The sequence below is a fragment of the Arthrobacter sp. ISL-72 genome, assembly GCF_018613755.1.
In the GTDB taxonomy this organism is placed as follows: Bacteria; Actinomycetota; Actinomycetes; order Actinomycetales; family Micrococcaceae; genus Arthrobacter.
The window spans coordinates 111,934-130,324 of record NZ_JAGGPP010000006.1 but is presented as its reverse complement, the minus strand read 5'-3'; the positions used below and the strand labels follow the sequence as shown (position 1 = coordinate 130,324).

General features: G+C 62.3%; 13 protein-coding genes and 1 pseudogene. 5 read left to right on the top strand and 9 right to left on the bottom strand.

The features are described from left to right. Positions 1-834: 834 nt before the first annotated feature. Entirely contained in the window at positions 835-1,941 is a 1,107-nt protein-coding gene (locus J7I92_RS05915; RefSeq protein WP_214838505.1) for a glycosyltransferase family 2 protein, read from the bottom strand. Between the two features lie 1,279 nt (positions 1,942-3,220). Between J7I92_RS05915 and J7I92_RS05910 the strand changes: the two genes are divergently transcribed. The 3 genes and pseudogenes from J7I92_RS05910 to J7I92_RS05900 all read left to right on the top strand — a co-directional run bounded on the left by J7I92_RS05910 (position 3,221) and on the right by J7I92_RS05900 (position 5,631). Continuing rightward, entirely contained in the window at positions 3,221-3,442 is a 222-nt protein-coding gene (locus J7I92_RS05910; RefSeq protein ID WP_214838503.1) for a helix-turn-helix domain-containing protein, read from the top strand. 185 nt (positions 3,443-3,627) lie between these two features. Further along, positions 3,628-4,992 (top strand): annotated as a pseudogene (locus tag J7I92_RS05905) (DDE-type integrase/transposase/recombinase). A gap of 183 nt (positions 4,993-5,175) precedes the next feature. Next, positions 5,176-5,631: an ATP-binding protein gene (locus J7I92_RS05900; protein WP_214838501.1), complete on the top strand. Its 456-nt coding sequence runs from the start codon at positions 5,176-5,178 to the stop codon at positions 5,629-5,631. A gap of 806 nt (positions 5,632-6,437) precedes the next feature. On the opposite strand, the gene nrdF is transcribed toward J7I92_RS05900, so the two are convergent. From nrdF to nrdH, 5 genes are read right to left on the bottom strand one after another with little or no spacing between them, the layout of a single operon-like run. Then, positions 6,438-7,412: a class 1b ribonucleoside-diphosphate reductase subunit beta gene (gene nrdF, locus J7I92_RS05895; RefSeq protein ID WP_214838499.1), complete on the bottom strand. Its 975-nt coding sequence runs from the start codon at positions 7,410-7,412 to the stop codon at positions 6,438-6,440. Further along, positions 7,409-8,203, bottom strand: a complete 795-nt coding sequence (locus J7I92_RS05890; RefSeq protein ID WP_214838497.1) for an NUMOD3 domain-containing DNA-binding protein — start codon at positions 8,201-8,203, stop codon at positions 7,409-7,411. The genes nrdF and J7I92_RS05890 overlap by 4 nt, the downstream gene beginning before the upstream one ends. A gap of 38 nt (positions 8,204-8,241) precedes the next feature. Further along, positions 8,242-10,407, bottom strand: a complete 2,166-nt coding sequence (nrdE, locus tag J7I92_RS05885) for a class 1b ribonucleoside-diphosphate reductase subunit alpha (protein WP_214838495.1) — start codon at positions 10,405-10,407, stop codon at positions 8,242-8,244. A gap of 26 nt (positions 10,408-10,433) precedes the next feature. Beyond that, positions 10,434-10,907, bottom strand: coding sequence for a class Ib ribonucleoside-diphosphate reductase assembly flavoprotein NrdI (gene nrdI, locus J7I92_RS05880; protein WP_214838493.1), 474 nt, complete (start codon positions 10,905-10,907; stop codon positions 10,434-10,436). A gap of 51 nt (positions 10,908-10,958) precedes the next feature. Next, positions 10,959-11,204, bottom strand: a complete 246-nt coding sequence (gene nrdH / locus J7I92_RS05875; protein WP_011692201.1) for a glutaredoxin-like protein NrdH — start codon at positions 11,202-11,204, stop codon at positions 10,959-10,961. Positions 11,205-11,691: 487 nt separating this feature from the next. Between nrdH and J7I92_RS05870 the strand changes: the two genes are divergently transcribed. Further along, on the top strand, positions 11,692-12,612 hold the full coding sequence (locus J7I92_RS05870) for a LysR family transcriptional regulator (RefSeq protein ID WP_214838492.1): 921 nt from the start codon (positions 11,692-11,694) through the stop codon (positions 12,610-12,612). On the opposite strand, the gene J7I92_RS05865 is transcribed toward J7I92_RS05870, so the two are convergent. After that, positions 12,609-14,030, bottom strand: coding sequence for an aldehyde dehydrogenase family protein (locus tag J7I92_RS05865; RefSeq protein WP_214838491.1), 1,422 nt, complete (start codon positions 14,028-14,030; stop codon positions 12,609-12,611). The genes J7I92_RS05870 and J7I92_RS05865 overlap by 4 nt on opposite strands. Positions 14,031-14,128: 98 nt before the next feature. On the opposite strand from J7I92_RS05865, the gene J7I92_RS05860 reads away from it, so the two are divergent. After that, the gene (locus J7I92_RS05860; RefSeq protein ID WP_214838490.1) at positions 14,129-14,635 is read left to right on the top strand and encodes a DUF2004 domain-containing protein; all 507 of its coding nucleotides are present in this window, start codon (positions 14,129-14,131) and stop codon (positions 14,633-14,635) included. A gap of 76 nt (positions 14,636-14,711) precedes the next feature. On the opposite strand, the gene metE is transcribed toward J7I92_RS05860, so the two are convergent. Both metE and J7I92_RS05850 read right to left on the bottom strand, forming a co-directional pair. Beyond that, a complete protein-coding gene (gene metE, locus J7I92_RS05855) occupies positions 14,712-17,042 on the bottom strand; it encodes a 5-methyltetrahydropteroyltriglutamate--homocysteine S-methyltransferase (RefSeq protein WP_214838489.1) in 2,331 nt (776 codons plus the stop codon). Between the two features lie 79 nt (positions 17,043-17,121). Then, the gene (locus tag J7I92_RS05850) at positions 17,122-18,093 is read right to left on the bottom strand and encodes a methylenetetrahydrofolate reductase (protein ID WP_214838488.1); all 972 of its coding nucleotides are present in this window, start codon (positions 18,091-18,093) and stop codon (positions 17,122-17,124) included. Between the last annotated feature and the right edge of the window lie 298 nt (positions 18,094-18,391).

Here is an 18,391-nt window from a genome sequence, read left to right as displayed (position 1 = left end):
AATGCCCTTTGGGAAGCTCATTGCGGTAAGAATTATCAGGCTGACAGCTGTCAGCAGAGCGAGCTGTTTTGCCGCGGACCGATTCAGATGAGCCGCGAGGGCCTGGAGGCTGGTCCTGCAACGGGCCCTCAGCCCGGCGGAACGAATAAGCCTTACCATAAGAGACGTTAGACGAGTCATGGTTTAACCCCACTAAAATGAGCTTCCCAAGGAGTCGCGGATTTTCGTCGGTCACGAGAGTCCTTTCTGGAAAGAGAAGGCGCAGAGATTTTTCCGTGCCGCCGCTTGCCACATTTCCGCGGGGACACTGAACATGCGGCCGACCTGGGCCGCGCGCCCTGAGCCGCTGATGGCCAATGTGGACGCCGTATATCACCATGGGGAATCAGGCAACGCATGGCCGGCCCCTCCCGAATCGGACCTCCGGTATCGGGTGGGCTGGAACGATGCGGGACACGCTCTTTTGGGATGGTCTAGTCATGTCAGCTACTTCCCGCGAGGGCAACAAACGTTGGTGCAAACGGCGTCTCGTGCTCATGGCAGGCTCCGCCGGAGGCTGGATGCCTCCCAGTGCACGGAACGCTGAGCCGTATATAGGGAAGCCCCGGGACGTTGGTTTTCAGGAAATAGACCGCTGTTCATGTGTCCAGCCCGTTCCCGCGAAGTCTACTTTTCCTTGCGGGGAACGATGCGCCATATGGCCGTAGAGGCTGCGAGGAGTGCGAACCCCCCCAGGACGACCCAGAATGCCTCACCGCCGCCAGAGGCTGCTATGGCACCCGAAGCTGTCGCGCCGCCTGCGGCCAGGGAGGATGTTGGATTGCTGTACATCGGTCACCACACTTTCTTGGTTTTGAACACGCTGTCCAAGTAGGCGCGTGCATGGATTACCTGCAGGAACAGGTCATAGGGAAGCTCGTACATGGTGGCAGCCAGCAATCGCCGGCCGGTGCCCTTGTCTTTGAGTGTGATGCCGCGTTCCAGGACGAAGATCCCCGTTACGGCCAGCCAGAACGGCTGAACGACAATGCCGCCGGTGAATATCAAGGACCACACAAGGGACCCCAGGTAGGCGGCGGTGACAAGGACTCCGGCGATACTCAACGCCTGGCGCCCCCAATAGGATGCCGTGACGCTCGTGAATCCGTACTGGACACAGTTCTCTACCGCTCCGCGCTTCCAGCGCAGTCGTTGCGCCCACAGTTCCTTCCATGTGGTCATGGCGTCTGTCACGAGGAGACAATCAGAGGGTGCCAGGATCCGCATGCCCATGGTCATGACGGCGAAACTCAGCTCGTTGTCTTCAGTCAGGACGGTAGTGTCGTAGACACCCCCGGCACCGTTACCGGAAGGTAGCGTGCCGGCAACGCGGGCGGCACTGATCTTGCGTAGCGTGGATGCGCGGAACAGGGCTGCCGTCCCGGTAACCACAAGGCATTTCCCCTTGAGTCGACGCACGTCCCGCGCGTACCGGGCGTATTCATTGTCTTGCAAATGCACGAGGAAACGTGTCATAAGTGAGGCATCCCCAGCGCTTGGAACGGCCCGGAACGTTCCCCCCACTGCACCGAGCCCACGGTCGCTGTCCAGGTGAACGGCGGCGTTCCCTACGAAGTCGGAGTTCAAGATGCTGTCCGCGTCTTGGACGAGAACAACATCATCATCATCCAGGCCCGGGAGCACGACACCGAGTGCCTGATTCAATGCACCCGCTTTTTTGTCGGTATTCCCGGCGGTTTCAAAGACGAAGACTCTGGGCTCCCCCATGGCCTCAACAGCGCTGACGGTCCCGTCAGTGCAATTGTCTGCAACAACAATTATCTTATGAGGGATTCTGGACTGGTCGAGCAGACCGCGAATAGCAGCGGAAATAAGTGCTTCCTCGTTGTGGGCTGGAATCAGTGCCGTAATCCTGGCAACCCCGACCGCATGCCTAGACATGGGCTACCCTTCTCGACCGAAGCGCCGGGGTTCTACTGCCACCGGAAGGGGCCTCCAGCGCCACTCGGCAGCGGCGAGGCGCGCATGCCGGCCTGGCTCGGCGGGTGAGGGAGTCCTGCGGCCCGCTGATGCAAAGCGGATTTCTTCGGTTTGCGCCCAGGGATGCGAATTTCTGAATTTTTGAACGGTCACTATAGCAAATCATATTGCCCCGGCATTTCGATGATATGTCACATACCCGGGGGCCGGCGACGACGGCGGCTTGGGCGCTTATTGGAGCACCCAACATTCCACCTCACTATTAAGTGTCGCCCTCTAGATCAGCTCTACGGGGATGGATAAACGTGATTCCCTAACTAAACGTGATTCCCTAACGGATGTTCCACAGCCGTCCGGCTTCCGTTGATTCCGATGCCGACGCGCTGAACAGGAAAGACATTACGGGACGGTATGACCGGAAAATCTAGGTAGTGAGTACCTGTCTTTAAAGAAAAAAGAGTACAAAGTAGACAGCACTACTACTCGGATATGACGTGCCAGCAAGTAATGAAGTAGACGCCTGCATCGGAAGACGAAGATGGTGAATGCGGGGAAGAAGTTACACACGAAAATGTCTTTTTTCGAAGACTCACCTCTCAGTTATCAGATAAACCGGTGAGGCCTCTGATACGGGAGTGACAGCGCGGGTTGCAGGTCCCGCTATGTGAAGCGAGAAAGTCATATTGGCCGTGAGAGGGAAGCCCCGCCTGCCGGCGTGATGAGTTTGCTGACAGCGTTTATTAGTTAGCCGCCAACCTATGTCCACGCCGTTGGCTAGGGCGCCCCGAGGAAAGGCTGACCATACATGCCGGCGCCCGTGCCGCGCAGGCGGGTCCGAGGAGAACGGGGCCGAGTCCCTGGCCTGCGCGGCCCCGGAATATTGGTGAGGGCGGAACTGACAACCGGGTCGCCGAGCTGTTCGCCGATGACTCACCGCCGAGGCCAGGCCCGAGCTCGAGCCCGAGCCCGGAGGCGACGCTACGCCGGTCGTCGAACTACTGATTCTCGGGTAAATGGGCGGTCTTGAGTGACTCTGGCCACGTGTGTGGTTCGAGTTGGTCATTTCTCTGGCGGACGGGTCGGCGGAGGTGAGGATGCCCGCACTTCAAGCTGTCTAAGGGGTTCCAGCGGACCGGTGCATATAACAGGGCCAGGGCCCGGAGTTGTATAGTGGCTATGTTCGGCTCAGCGTTCTGTTCAACTGGAAGCATCCTGCATCGTGCATCCTGAGGAGCGAACCATGAGCACGGAAGGCCGTCCACAACACCATTTCCTGACCATCGCGGAAGTGGCTTACATGACACGGCTTTCGAAAGCGACGGTGTACCGCCTCGTGCAGGCCGGCCAGATACCAGCTGTCCGATTCGGCCGCTCCTACCGAGTGCCCGAGGCGGCTGTCGACGAGTATATCGCCCGTGCCGCACTCGACACCCGCTCCCATCGTGCGCCCCGCTTCGACTAATTCCCGAGCCTCCCACATCCACGGACGGCCACCGGCGGCATGGCATCCGGAAGCTCGACGTTAAGCAGGTGGGGTGCCGGGACGAAGCTCGAAGCCACTCCCCTACGTGTCAGGCTGGAACGGTACCAACGGCTCATAGCAAGTCCGTTTAATCGCGTGGGACGCGAGCCAGGAATCCAGTAATTATGTCCAGTCCAGTTTTGAGTGCAGTACGCGAAGATAGTGCTGTGAGTAGTAATAATTCCGGGCCGCGGGCCGGTGGTCCTCGGCCACGCCGGTCGTTCACCCCAGTCCAGAAGCTCGAGTTTTTGACCGCGTACGAGAAGGCGTGCGAGAACAGCGAGGGTGGCGCGTTCCTGCGTCGGGAGGGGCTGTATTCCTCGCAGATGACCGAGTGGCGGCGGTTGCGGGACGCCGGCGTCCTGGCCGGGAAGAAGGCCGGGGAATCGATCGGGAAACTCTCGGCGGAGCAGGCCGAGAACGCGCGTTTGCGCCGCCAGTTAGAGGTGACTCAAGGCCGGTTGGAGAAGACCGAGGCAGCCCTGGATCTGATGGGAACACTACAGCGTTCTTAGAGAGCGCCTCAGAGGATTTGCCGGACGGGCCCCGGTCCAAGCAACGCTGATGGCCACTTACCGGTCGATGCTGGACCTGAAGATCCCCACCCGCCGGGCAGCTTCATTGACGGGTGTTTCCAGATCGACAGCGAACCGCCGACCGGTCCCGCCGCGGGACCAGACGCCGGTGGTCCCGCAAAACAAGCTCAGCGCCGCCGAAAGGGCGGAGATTCTGGCGGCCCTGAACTCACCGGAGTTCGTGGACCTGGCACCGATGCAGGTCTATACAAAGCTGCTGAACCAGGGAATCTACCTGGGATCCTTGTCGACGTTTTACCGGATGCTGGAGGAAAACGAGCAGGTCAAGGAGCGGCGCCGGCTGGCCAAACATCCGCCCCGGACTGTTCCCGAGCTGGTGGCCACGCCCCCGGGACAGGTGTTCACGTGGGATATTACAAAGCTCGCGGGCCCGGTCAGGGGGAAGTATTTTGACTGCTACATGATGGTCGACATTCATTCCAGGTTCATCGTCGGCGCGCACGTCCACGCCACAGAATCCGGGGTGCTGGCCGTGGAGATGATGAAGGGAATCTTCGGGATCCACGGCACCCCACAGGTCGTGCACGCGGACCGGGGAACGTCCATGACCTCCAAAACCGTCGCCGCGCTGCTCTCGGACCTGGAGGTCACCCGGTCCCACTCCAGGCCCGGGTGTCGAATGATAATCCGTACAGCGAGGCACTCTTTATCAGCGGTTTCGTGGACTGGTACAACCATCACCTCCAACACTCCAGCATCGGCTTCCACACGCCCGCGAACGTCCACTACGGCCACGCCGCAGGTGCCGCCAATGAACGCTCAGCAACACATACTGCCGCCCGGGCGAAAAACCCCGAACGCTTCACCAGCACCACCGACCCCAAAATCCTCGCCCTCCCAGGACCAGCCTGGATCAACCACCCCAAAGAAACCACCGAACAGTTAGCCGCCTAACTCCCGTTGGCACCGTTCAGTTTGAAAAATTCCGCTCCTGAGCGGAACGCACACTGCCCCTTGCCAACGCAAGCTCCTGCCGGGCAATGCTCCAGAGGGCCGAAAGTATTTTCACGGTTGAAAAAGACTGTGGCACCTATTGCTAGCGTGACTGATGATCATCATGTGCGCCCAAGCACAAGGATGATGACGAAGTCACATGATATTGGGAGCGCAGCATGTCTGCCACACCGGCAGGAATCACGCCGCCAACGGCTGCTGAAATCCGCGAGACTGCCCGACATGAAGACACTTACCGGACTCGACTACACCAGCGTCAGGTTCCCCGAGGGCTACGGCCGAGAACCCTTCGAATCGCTGGAGTTCATCACCCGGGCCCAGGACTTGGTCCTCTACGGAGACGTAAGCACCGGAAAAACCCACATGGCCACCGCCCTGGTCGCGGCCGCCTACCGGCAAGGCATCCAAGCCAGGTTCTTCACCACCTCCGCCCTGGTCATGATGCTGCGCCGCGCCAAGGACGAGGACCGGCTGGACAAGGAACTCGGTTCCCTGGCCAAAAACCAGCTCCTGGCGATCGACGAACTGGGCTACCTTCCGATCGATACCGAGGGTGCCAGGCTCTTGTTCATGAAATAACCAAACTGCTGAAACGGCCCGGAAACGTTCCGAAGCGGCCTGATTCTTACCGCTGAAATGGCCTACTTAAAGTTGACGAAACACACGTAGCCGTCATCAAGCACCGGCAGCTAGCTTCCGCCCATGCGCTGAGTGCGTACCCTGAGCGTGGGGCGGTCATGTCGCGCCCAGCACCCAGGGTCGTGGTGCTCTTCATTGGGTACGCCGCACTTCGCCCCTCGGGAGGCGTCACCGACCGAAGCAGAGATGCGACGGGAGTGAGATCAATGGGAACGGCTGAGCCGAGTGTGTCATAAGGCGATCGCCAACGGGCCGCCGGTCATGCAAGAAGCCCGTTCCTCAGGGAACGCCGACGCAATTGCCCGTCGCCTTACTCGGCTGCTGGTTGCTCCGGAGAGTGAGGATGGAACGGTCCTCAATCTTCAGATTCGCCGATTCATCCAAGGCGCGCATGCCAGCGGCTGCTGAATCAAGTCAGCGGCCAGGCGACCACGGACCTCATCATCATGTCTTCGATACGTGACCATAAAAGAACTGCCCCCGGAAGTTGGATTCTCAATTTCGAATCCAACTTCCGGGGTGCGGTTCAAACTGATTTCCGCCTCCTCTTGATGGTTCGTTACACTCTGGCCAAGTTCCCTTGTCACTTCACCAATCAAGTTGTGACTCCGCTGGCCGAGCTGTTTCGGAGGAAGCTGGGCTGAAGCCCAAGTTGTCGGAATTAGTCCAACCTGCTCCGAATCTCTCAAAAGGACCATGTCCTTTGTCACAGGACCAAATGGGTTGTCCATCTACAAAAAGAAGACCTAGAAGTCCCAGTCGTCATCCTCAGTATTAACAGCCTTGCCAATGACGTAAGAAGACCCGGACCCCGAGAAAAAGTCGTGGTTCTCATCAGCATTCGGCGACAGCGCGGACAGGATGGCCGGGTTCACATCGGTGACGGAAGCCGGGAACATGGCTTCATAGCCCAGGTTCATCAGCGCCTTGTTGGCGTTGTAGTGCAGGAACTTTTTGACGTCCTCGGCCAGGCCGACGGAGTCGTAGAGGTCGTGCGTGTACTGGACTTCGTTCTCGTACAGCTCAAAGAGCAGCTCGAAGGTGTAGTCCTTGATCTCCTGGCGCTTCTCCTCGGAGACCCTCTCCAAGCCCCGCTGGAACTTGTAGCCGATGTAGTAGCCGTGCACGGCCTCGTCGCGGATGATCAGGCGGATCAGGTCTGCCGTGTTCGTCAGCTTTGCGCGCGACGACCAGTACATGGGCAGGTAAAAGCCCGAGTAGAACAGGAAGCTCTCCAGCAGCGTGGAGGCTACCTTGCGCTTCAGCGGGTCATCGCCCTGGTAGTAGTCCATGACGATCTGGGCCTTCTTCTGAAGGTTCTCGTTCTCGGTGGACCAGCGGAATGCCTCGTCGATCTCCTTGGTGGAGGCCAGCGTGGAGAAGATGGAGGAGTAGCTCTTCGCGTGCACCGACTCCATGAACGCGATGTTCGTGTACACGGCTTCTTCGTGCGGGGTGAGCGCATCCGGAATCAGCGAGACGGCGCCGACTGTGCCCTGGATGGTGTCCAGCAGGGTCAGGCCCGTGAACACGCGCATGGTGAGCTGCTGCTCGGCCGGCGTCAGCGTGGCCCACGACTGGACGTCGTTGGACAGCGGCACCTTCTCCGGCAGCCAGAAGTTGTTGACCAGCCGGTTCCAGACGTCAACGTCCTTATCGTCCTGGATGCGGTTCCAGTTGATCGCCTCGACGTGGCTAAGCAGCTTTACTTTCTCGGTCATGACTCCGACTCGCTTTCTGAAGAGAGACTTGATTTGGCTGAGTCCTCGACGCAATACTTGCAGTCGGCTTTCTCGATGCCTTTGTTTGTGTGATGTCTGGTGTGGGCATTGCGCTGGCTGGAAGGCTTCGGCTTGCCTTTTTGTGCGGCTGACATTTTCGCACGGGTCTCCGCGCTCAATTTCTTCCCGAAATTCGGATTGCCAGCACCTTTCTTCGCCTCGGAGAGGACCCTGCGGGTTTCATCCGACACTGCCCGGCCAAAGCCCGGATGGTCTACACCGAACTTACCAAAGTTAGGGTTCTCCACACCGGAGTACGTACCCTGGCGTTCGGCCGCCCACTTGGCTCGCTGCTCGGGACTGTGTTTCCCACCGTAGAAGGGGTTGGCCGCGCCTGGCCGGCTCAGCCCCTTGCGACCGGTGTTTCTGATGCGGGCGGCTTCGCGCTGCTCCTCCGTCCAGACCACCCCCGTCGGGCCAAGGCCGCCTTCGGAGATATTGAGCAACCTATCACCGTCACGTTTAAGGTAGGCAATCCAGTCAACCTCGGCCTGCCCCAACTCCAGCAAGCCTTCGATCCAGTCCAATTCATCTGCAACGAGATCAGCCGCATCATGCTTACGGAGCCAGTCATAGAACGGAGTCTTGCGACCCTCGGCTGCGACACGTAGGTGCTGATGGAAACGACGGCTGGCCGTCTTGGTCGTAATACCGACATAACGGTACTCGACTTCCCGCCTAAGCCGGATGCCGTAGACCAAGCCGCCCGTCGCCGTCGTCGTCCCCTTCATTGCCCTCGAGCCTCTCGTAAATCAACCTAAATCGGTTGTCATAGCATACAAGAAACGCAATTTTCCACCTCGGTCCCTTCCAGCGCGAGCTGGCGGAGACGGATGTAGTAGATGGTCTTGATGCCCTTTTTCCAGGCGTAGATCTGGGCCTTGTTGATGTCGCGCGTGGTGGCGGTGTCCTTGAAGAACAGCGTCAGGGACAGGCCTTGGTCCACGTGCTGGGTGGCCGCGGCGTAGGTGTCGATGACCTTCTCGTAGCCGATCTCGTACGCGTCCTGGTAGTACTCCAGGTTGTCATTGGTCAGGTACGGCGCCGGGTAGTAGACGCGGCCGATCTTGCCTTCCTTGCGGATCTCGATCTTGGACGCCACCGGGTGGATCGAGGAGGTGGAGTTGTTGATGTAGGAAATCGAGCCGGTCGGCGGGACAGCCTGAAGGTTCTGGTTGTAGATGCCGTGCTCCATGACGGAAGCCTTCAGCTCGCGCCAGTCATCCTGCGTGGGGATGTGGATGTTCTTGAACAGCTCCGCGACCTTCGCCGTCTGCGGCACCCACTCCTGCTCCGTGTACTTGTCGAAGAACTCTCCCGACGCGTACTTGGACTTCTCGAAGCCGCCGAACGTCCGGCCGGTCTGGATCGCCAGCTTGTTGGAGGCGCGGATCGCGTGGAAAACCACCGAGTAGAAGTAGATGTTGGTGAAGTCCAGGCCCTCTTCGGAGCCGTAGTGGACCCGCTCACGGGCAAGGTAGCCGTGCAGGTTCATCTGGCCGAGGCCGATCGCGTGGCTCTGGTCGTTGCCCTTGGCAATGGACGGCACCGAGGTGATGTTCGACATGTCGGAAACGGCCGAGAGCGAGCGGATGGCCGTCTCGATGGTCAGGCCGAAGTCCGGCGAATCCATGGTCTTCGCGATGTTCAGCGAACCAAGGTTGCACGAGATGTCCTTGCCGGTCTCGTCGTAGGACAGGTCATCGTGGTACGTGGTGGGCTGCGAAACCTGGAGGATCTCGGAGCACAGGTTGGACATGATGATCTTGCCGTCGATCGGGTTTTCCCGGTTCACCGTGTCCTCGAACATGATGTACGGGTAGCCGGACTCGAACTGGATCTCGGCGAGGGTCTGGAAGAACTCGCGCGCCTTGATCTTGGTCTTCTTGATCCGGGAATCGTCCACCATCTCGTAGTACTTCTCGGTGACCGAGACGTCGGAGAACGGCATGCCATAGACGCGTTCGACGTCGTACGGGGAGAACAGGTACATGTCCTCGTCCCTCTTGGCCAGCTCAAAGGTGATGTCCGGAATCACGACGCCGAGTGAGAGGGTCTTGATGCGGATCTTTTCGTCCGCGTTTTCCCGCTTGGTGTCCAGGAACCGGTAGATGTCCGGGTGGTGGGCGTGCAGGTACACGGCACCGGCGCCCTGGCGGGCACCGAGCTGGTTGGCGTAGGAGAAGCTGTCTTCGAGAAGCTTCATCACCGGGATGACGCCGGAGGACTGGTTTTCGATCTGCTTGATCGGGGCACCGACTTCACGGATGTTGGTCAGCGCGAACGCCACGCCGCCGCCGCGCTTGGACAGCTGCAGCGCGGAGTTGATGGAGCGGCCGATCGACTCCATGTTGTCTTCGATGCGGAGCAGGAAGCAGGAGACCAGCTCGCCGCGCTGGCGCTTGCCGGCGTTGAGGAACGTGGGCGTGGCCGGCTGGAAGCGGCCCTCGATGATCTCGTCCACCATCTGCAGTGCGAGCTGCTCGTCCCCGCGGGCCAGGTGCAGGGCAACCATGCACACGCGGTCCTCGTAGCGCTCCAGGAAGCGGTTGCCGTCGAACGTCTTCAGCGTGTAGGACGTGTAGAACTTGAAGGCGCCCAGAAAGGTCTCGAAGCGGAACTTCTTCTTGTAGGCGCGCTTGTAGAGCTCGCGGATGAAGTTCATCGTGTACTGGTCGAGGGTCTCGCGCTCGTAGTACTGGTTCTTGACGAGGTAGTCGAGCTTCTCTTCGAGGTCGTGGAAGAAGACCGTGTTGTTGTTCACGTGCTGCAGGAAGTACTGGTGCGCGGCCTCGCGGTCGGCTTCGAACTGGATCTCGCCGTTGGGGCCGTACAGGTTCAGCATGGCGTTCAGCTCGTGGTAGCCCAGGCCCTTGTAGGCTGCGGGCAACGCGGGCTTGTCCTGCTTTTCAACAGCGCTGGTGACCGTATCCATGGACGTGTCCCTTCCTTCGGACCTGGTTACTTCTGTGTCTGCGACAGTCGTGTCCAAAACTTTTCCAATCCTTGCTGTACGCGGTCGACGTCTTCCGGCGTCCCCATGAGTTCAAATCTGTAAAGATGCGGGACAGAGCACTTGGCGGCGATGATGTCGCCTGCCATGCAGTAGTTGTCCCCGAAGTTTGTGTTCCCCGCACCGATGACGCCCCTGAGCAGGCTGCGGTTCTGCGGGTTGTTCAGGAAGCGGATGACCTGTTTCGGCACTGATCCTTCGCCGCCGGTGCCGCCATAGGTCGGCACTACCAGGACAAAGGGTTCGCAGGCCAGAAGCGGCGCGTCCTTGGCGTACAGCGGGATCCTGGCAGCATCGGCTCCCAGTTTCTCGATGAAACGCGAGGTGTTCTCTGAGGTGGATGAAAAATAGATGAGGCGACTCCGCGTCGCGTTCACAGCCGTCGCTGCGACCGGCGCATCGGCAAGTGCCGGCGCTGCCATGGGAGTCACCTCATCTACGTAGCGTTCTCTGCCGGAACCGGCGTGTGAAGCCTAGGCCACTGAAGCGGCGGCGCTCAGCGCCAGTTCCTCGATCTTGTCCGGACGGAATCCGGACCAGTGGTCCTGGTCCGTGACCACTACGGGAGCCTGCATGTAACCCAGGGCCTTCAGGCGCTCGAGTGCATCCGCATCCTGCGAGATGTCGACGCTCTGGTAGGTGATGCCCTTCTTGTCCAGCGCACGGTAGGTCGCGTTGCACTGAACACAGGCCGGCTTCGTGTAAACCGTAACGGTCATGGTTCCTGTCCCCTTTGTTGAAGTCACTGCTCTAAGTCTCTGCTCTGTAAATCTCGACTGCGAAGTCTCGGTTGCGGTGGGCACTGCCCGAACTGAACCCCCGTTCGAAGCTGGCCCCTGCCCGCTCGACCTGTATGTCGATACTACATGTAGTGCACGGCCCCGATGCTGACCCCAAGATGATGTATTACAAGTATGTCATTTAATGCACCGTTAATCCACAGGCAAGGGGGCGAAAAATGTCCGTATTTCAGCTGTTTTCGAGGACGAAATCCACACCCTGTGGAGGAGTTAGCCACATTTAATCCCGTGCGTGTCGTGCGTTGGACGGCGTGTCGCGGCGGTCCCGAAAGCGTGTCGCAGGGCACACAAACGGGGCCCTAAGCTGCGTCAGGGCCCCTATCTGCTGGAACCGTTCCTCGGCGGCATCCCGGGGCCCCGGGCATATGCCACAATGAATCGGGATTTCCGAGGCGAAGGGCAACCATTGATCAACCCTGTTCATCTGCGGACCCTTGTCGAGGTCACGCGGCTGGGATCGTTCGCGGCGGCGGCCAACCGGCTGGGATACACGGCCTCAGCTGTTTCGCAGCAGATGTCGGCCCTCGAACGGGACACAGGGGTGGATCTGTTCCAGCGCTCGGCCAGGAGCATCCACCCCACCGAAGCCGCGCTGGTGATGACACGGCACGCCGCTAAGGTGCTGACAGACATCGAGGCGCTGATGGCGGCCGCCTCCCGGACGCACGATGCCACCAGCCAGGAGCTGCGGCTGGGCATCTTTCCCAGCCTGGCCACCTATGTGCTGCCGCAGATCCTGCGGAACCCGAAGTGGAAGGGGCTGGGAATCGACCTGAGGGTGTCCGTGGCGGAGCCGTCCCAGACCATCCAGGGACTGCGTTCCGGCGGCGAACTCGATGTTGCCCTGGTCTACCAGGTGGGCCAGTCCGGCCTGGCCTGGCCCCACACCGTGAACCGCCAATGGATCGGCGACGACGAGTTCCGCGTGGTGCTACCCGCGGCCTGGGGTTTCCGCGCCGAGGCGAAAGTGGCTGCGGACCACTTGTCCGACATGCCCTGGATCGTGCATCATCCGGGCACCAGCGATGCCGCGATCATCGAGCGGCTGTTCGCCAGCTGCAACCTGCACCCGCGGGTGGTGGCCTACAGCGACGACTTCCATGCCAGCCTGGAAATGGCGGCGGCCGGGCTTGGCGCCGCACTAGTTCCTGAGCTTGCCCTGCGGCACCGGCCAGCCGGAGTGGTGGTCCTCGACGTTCCGGAGATCAGGCTTGCCCGGAACGTCTTCGCGCTGCTGATCAATGACAAGCAGACGGCCCGCGTCCAGCTCTTCGTCGAACTCCTGGCCGATACGTTGCACAGCCTGGGGACCGCCCGCAAGGCCTAGCCTGCCTTGGACCGGCCCTTCCCCCACCCTGAACGAGGCCGCCCTGCACGGGACAGAAGCGCGGTCAGCAGCCTGTCCTTCGCCTTGCCGTACGGCGGATAGGCGAGCCCCAGGGTGTCCGGCCACGCCGGCTTGTCCAAGCCGGCCCGTTCGTGCGAGAAGGTCCGGACGGAGTGTTCACCGTGGTAGGCGCCCATGCCGCTGCCGCCCACCCCGCCGAACGGGAGAGCCGGGACCGCGAGGTGTGAAGCCGGCGCCCCGTAGGCAAGGGCGCCTGACGACGTGTTCGCCGCGAAGGATCCGCGCACGCTTTCGTCGGAGCTGAAGACATACAGTGCCAGCGGCTTGGAGCCGGCATTGATCGTCCGGATCGCCTCGTCCGGTCCGGACGCCGGCACCAGCGGCAGCAGCGGACCGAAGATTTCCTCGTCCAGCACGGTGTCCCCGGGCTGGGGCCGCAGCAGGGTGGGCGCGAAGTACCGGCTGGCGCGGTCCCGCTGCCCGCCGTAGACCACCGTGCTGCCGTCCGCCAGTGCAGCGAGCCGTTCGAAGTGCCGGTCATCCACGATCCGGCCATAGGAACCGCTGCCCGCCGGGTCCGCGCCGAACATGCCCGTGATGGCGTTCACAAGCTTCGGCTCAAGGGCGTCCAGCACTTCGGGCGCCGCCATGACATAGTCGGGTGCCACGCACGTCTGCCCGGCGTTCACGAACCGGCTCCAGGCAATGCGCTTTGCCGTCGTCGCCAGATCCGCGGTCCCGTCCACGTAGGCGGGGCACCTGCCTCCCAGTTCCAGGGTGACCGGCGTAAGGTGTTCGGCTGCGGCCCGCATCACCGCGCGGGCTGCATGTTGGCCGCCGGTGAAGAAGATATGGTCGAAGCGCTCGGCCAGCAGTGCCCTGGCTTCCGGGATCCCGCCGGCCACCACCTCGGCGGCACCGCCCAGGTATTCGGGCACCCAGCGGACCAGGGCAGCCGAGGTGGCAGGGGCCTGCTCGCTCGGTTTCAGGACGACGGTGTTGCCCGCAGCCAAGGCTCCGGCGAGCGGAGCCAGGGTGAGCTGGACCGGGTAGTTCCAGGTTCCTATCACCAGCACCACTCCAAGCGGAGTCAGCTCGGTCCAGGCACGGGCCGACTGCAGGGCGTGTGGCACATCCGCACGGCGGGGCCGCAGCCAGCCTGCCAGGTGCCGCTCCAGATGGGCCGCTTCCGCGGTCACAAAGCCGAGTTCCGTGAGTTGGGCTTCGCTCCGGTGCTTGCCCAGGTCGCTGAGAAGCGCGCCGGAAAAGTCCGCACGGCGTTCGGTCAGCATCCTGCGCAGATTGCGCAGTTGTTCAAGGCGCCAGGCTAGCGGCCGGCTCATCCCGCTGTCGAAAAGCGCACGGGATCGGGCGACGGCAGCGGCGGCACTGTGCATCCGATCAATGTACCCGTGCCCAGACCGGCCCGGCCACCGTCCCAGATAAAAAATCCCCGATGCTGGAATGCACCGCTTTTCGGGTCTATGTTGAAGGTATGAACAAGGTACTGAGCCGGCACTTTGGTGAGATCGAACTCAATCACGGCCGGGACCATAACATTGCCGTCAAACACGAACTGGGCGGACAGCCGGTTGAGCTGGATCTGAACATCAATGCGCATGACCACTTCGACGAGGCGGCCATGCACAAGGTCGACTACCGGCTGCGGTACCTGCCCGAACTCGTGGACCAGGTGCGGGACATGATCGCCGAGGAACTGGAGCAGGACGGCACCAGCCCCCAGGAGTACCGCCACTTCCACTGCAATGCCATCAAGGACGAGCACCTGCGGAAGGTGTTCGGTGTCGAGGACAAGAGCCAGCTGACGAATGCCGTGTTCCTGAAGGCGCTGAAGCTCGGCCATGTGGGAATCTACCCCGGCCAGCCGGAACGCTACTTTGTCCTGGACTTCACCCTGGGCGAGCACTTCACCGACGAAGTGCTGGTGGCATCGGCCGATGAAGACGGCGTGGTGGACGACGAAATCGTCTGGGAGTCCTGAAGCGATCGATAGTTAAAGCCCGACGGCGGGCGGTCACCGTGAGGTGACCGCCCGCCGTCGGGCGTGGTGCCGTTGGCTACTTGGCGGCTTCCAGCAGCTCCGCGCGGACCGTCTTGGTGGCCGCGACGAGGTTGCGCAGGGACTCTTCGGTCTCGGCGTAGCCGCGGGTCTTCAGGCCGCAGTCCGGGTTGACCCAGAGCTGGCGGGACGGAACATGCTTGACCGCGGTGCTGAGCAGCTCGGTGACTTCCTGCTCACCCGGGACGCGCGGCGAGTGGATGTCGTAGACGCCCGGGCCGACGCCGCGGCCGAAGCCGTGGGACTCGAGGTCGTGGACAACCTCCATGCGTGAACGTGCGGCCTCGATGGAGGTAACGTCAGCGTCCAGCCCGTCGATGGCGTCGATGATGGCGCCGAACTCGGAGTAGCACAGGTGGGTGTGGATCTGCGTGGAATCAGCCGCACCGGCGGTGGCCAGGCGGAACGAGTTCACGGACCAGTCCAGGTAGGCTGCCTGGTCGGCCTTGCGCAGGGGCAGGAGTTCACGCAGGGCGGGCTCGTCCACCTGGATGACCTTGATGCCGGCTGCTTCGAGGTCGGCGATCTCGTCGCGGAGCGCCAGGCCGACCTGGTTGGCGGTCTCGCCCAGCGGCTGGTCGTCGCGGACGAAGGACCAGGCCAGGATGGTGACCGGACCGGTGAGCATGCCCTTCATCGGCTTGCTGGTCAGGGCCTGGGCGTATTCCGCCCAGGCCACCGTGATGGGGGCGCTGCGGGTGACATCGCCCCACAGGATGGACGGGCGGGTGCAGCGTGAGCCGTAGGACTGGACCCAGCCGTGGACCGTGACGTCGAAGCCTTCGAGGTTCTCAGCGAAGTACTGGACCATGTCGTTGCGCTCGGGCTCGCCGTGGACCAGGACGTCGTAGCCGAGCTCTTCCTGCAGCTCCACAACACGCTTGATCTCATCCTTCATGAGCTGCTCGTACTGCTCGTTGGTGAGGTCGCCCTTGTTGTTGCGGGCACGGGCCGAACGGATTTCGGACGTCTGCGGGAACGAGCCGATGGTGGTGGTGGGCAGCGGCGGCAGGTGCAGTGCCTCTTCCTGGGCGGCTTCGCGGACCGAGTACTCGGAGCGGTTGAAGTCGGCCGGGGTCAGGGCTGCGGTGCGGGCCCGGACGTCGGCGCGCTGCACACCCTCGGCGGCGGCGCGGGAGGCGATGATGCGGGTGGCCTCGTCGATGGCCGGCTGAACGGCGGCTGCATCGGTCAGCAGGCCGGCCAGGGTGACAACCTCAACAGCCTTCTGGTCGGCGAATGCCAGCCAGCTGCGGAGCTGCTCGGACAGCTGAGCCTCTTCCTCGACGTCGTGCGGGACGTGCTGGGTGGAAGTGGAGGTGCTGATAGCCAGCTTGGCCACCGACTTCTTCAGTTCGGCGATCTTGTCTGCGGAGGCCTGCAGGTCGTTGCGCCAGATGTTGTGGCCGTCCACGACGCCGGCGACCAGGGTCTTGCTGCCCAGGGCCGCGAGTGCCGCTGCGGAGGGTACGGCGCCCTTGAAGACGTCGATGTGCAGGGCGTCGATGTTGGTGGCGGCGAGGGTGCCGAGCTGGCCGTTCAGTGCACCGTACGGGGTGGAGACGAACAGCTGCGGGCGCTTGGCTGCGGCGGAGAGGACCTCGTAGGAACGGGCGACTGCGGCCTGGATTTCCTGCTCCGGGGTGTCCTGGTCCACCACGAGGGCGGGCTCGTCCAGCTGGACCCAGCTGGCGCCTGCGGCGGCCAGCTTCTCGAGCAGTGCGGTGTAGACCGGCAGGACGTCCTCGAGGCGGGACAGCGGGCTGAACCCGGCCGGGGCGTCATCGGAGGCCTTGCTCAGGAGCAGGAAGGTGACCGGGCCCACGATGTAGGGGCGGGTTTCCACACCATTGGCGAGGGCGTACTCGAATTCTTCAACAATGCGGTTGGAGGTCAGCGCGAAGTTGGTCTCCGGGCCGATTTCCGGCACCAGGTAGTGGTAGTTGGTGTCGAACCACTTGGTCATTTCCAGCGGCTGCTGTTCCTTGTTGCCGCGGGCCAGGGTGAAGTAGCCGTCGATGTCCAGCTGTCCCTCAGCGTTGAGGAGGTTGCCGAAACGGGCCGGCACGGCGCCGACGTGGGCGGCGGCGTCGAGCACCTGGTCGTAGAAGGAGAACGTGCCCGGAACCGCAGCGGCTTCGGTCAGGCCGAGGCCCTGCAGGCGCTTGGCGGTGCCCAGCTGGATTTCCTTGGCGGCGGCGTCCAGGGCTGCGGCGTCGATCTTGCCGGCCCAGTAGGCTTCGACGGCCTTCTTGAGTTCGCGGCGGCGGCCGATGCGCGGGTAGCCGAGGATGGAGGCGGACGGGAACGCAGTGTTCTGCTCAGTCATGTGAAATTCCTTGGAGGTTGCTGTCAAAAGCGGGGGTTGGTGGTGCTGACGGGGTTGGTGCGGGCGGCGGAGGTGTCCCTCAGCTCGCCATTTCCTGGTGCCGGCGTGCGATGGCATTGAGCCTGCTCGCCGGACGGGCGGGGCGGGGCAGCGCGAGCTTGTCCAGGACGTCCAGCGCACAGGCGTGTTCGTTGAAGGTGTACAGGTGGATTCCCGGCGCCCCTGCGTCGAGGGCGGCGTTCGCCAGGTCCACGGTGGCGCGGACGCCGATCAGGCGGCGTTCGGCGTCGGTGTCCGCAGCGGCAAGCCGCTCCATCAGTTCTGGAGCGGGTTCGACGCCGGTCAGCTCGCCCAGGCGCTTCAGCCGGCGAACGCTCGTCAGGGGCATCACGCCCGGGATGATCGGGATCGTGACACCGGCCCGGCGTGCCCTCGTGATGAGGTCGGCGAACTGCTCGGTGTGGAAGAACACCTGCGTGATGGCGAAGTCGGCACCGGAGCGCTGCTTGGCCAGCAGCACCTCGACGTCGTGCGCTTCCGTGGGTGATTCCGGGTGCCGGGTGGGGTAGGCGGCCACTCCCACCGCCACCTTGCCGGCGCACAGCAGCGCCGAGCGGCGCTGCTCCACCCGGCGGATCAGTTCGATCAGGTCCTGGGCGTACCGCAGGGAACCGCTGGCGGGGGTGCCGCCGTCCTTGGGCTGGTCACCGCGAAGCGCCAGGATCCCGCGGACGCCGACGTCGAGCAGCTCACCGATGATTTCGGACAGTTCCTGCGGCGTGTTGCCGACACAGGTCAGGTGGGCCAGGGGGCGCAGCGTCGTCTCCAGCAGGAGCCGGTTGATGAGTTCGACGGCGGTATCCCGGTTTGAGCCGCTGGCACCATAGGTCACGGAGACGTAGTCCGGGTCGGTGGATTCCAGCTCGCGGATGGTGGTCCAGAGCGATTCCGCGGCAGCCGCAGAACGCGGCGGGAACAGCTCGTAGGAGAGTGCCACCGGTGCGGCGTCGGAGAGATTCGGATGTGTGTCAATAAGGCTAGGTGGTGACATTTGCGTCCTTGGCTGTGAGCCATTGGCGGCAGCTGTATCCTGGTCCCCGGGACCGTGGAAACGATGAACCGTCAATGAATTTGAGTTTGGGGAACACGGAGTGAACTTCGGCAGGGCGCAGCCGCGACTGTTACGCCTGATGAGAAGTTGTCCGTGAGCAAATGTCAGGCCCACATGGGGGCACCCACACCCTCCTGGCGGAGGATCGCTGACACGTTACCTCGGTAACTTGTATACGACTCTAGGGCCCGCACGTCGGAGCGTTCAAGCTGGCCGCCGAATTAAGACGCACCTTTAC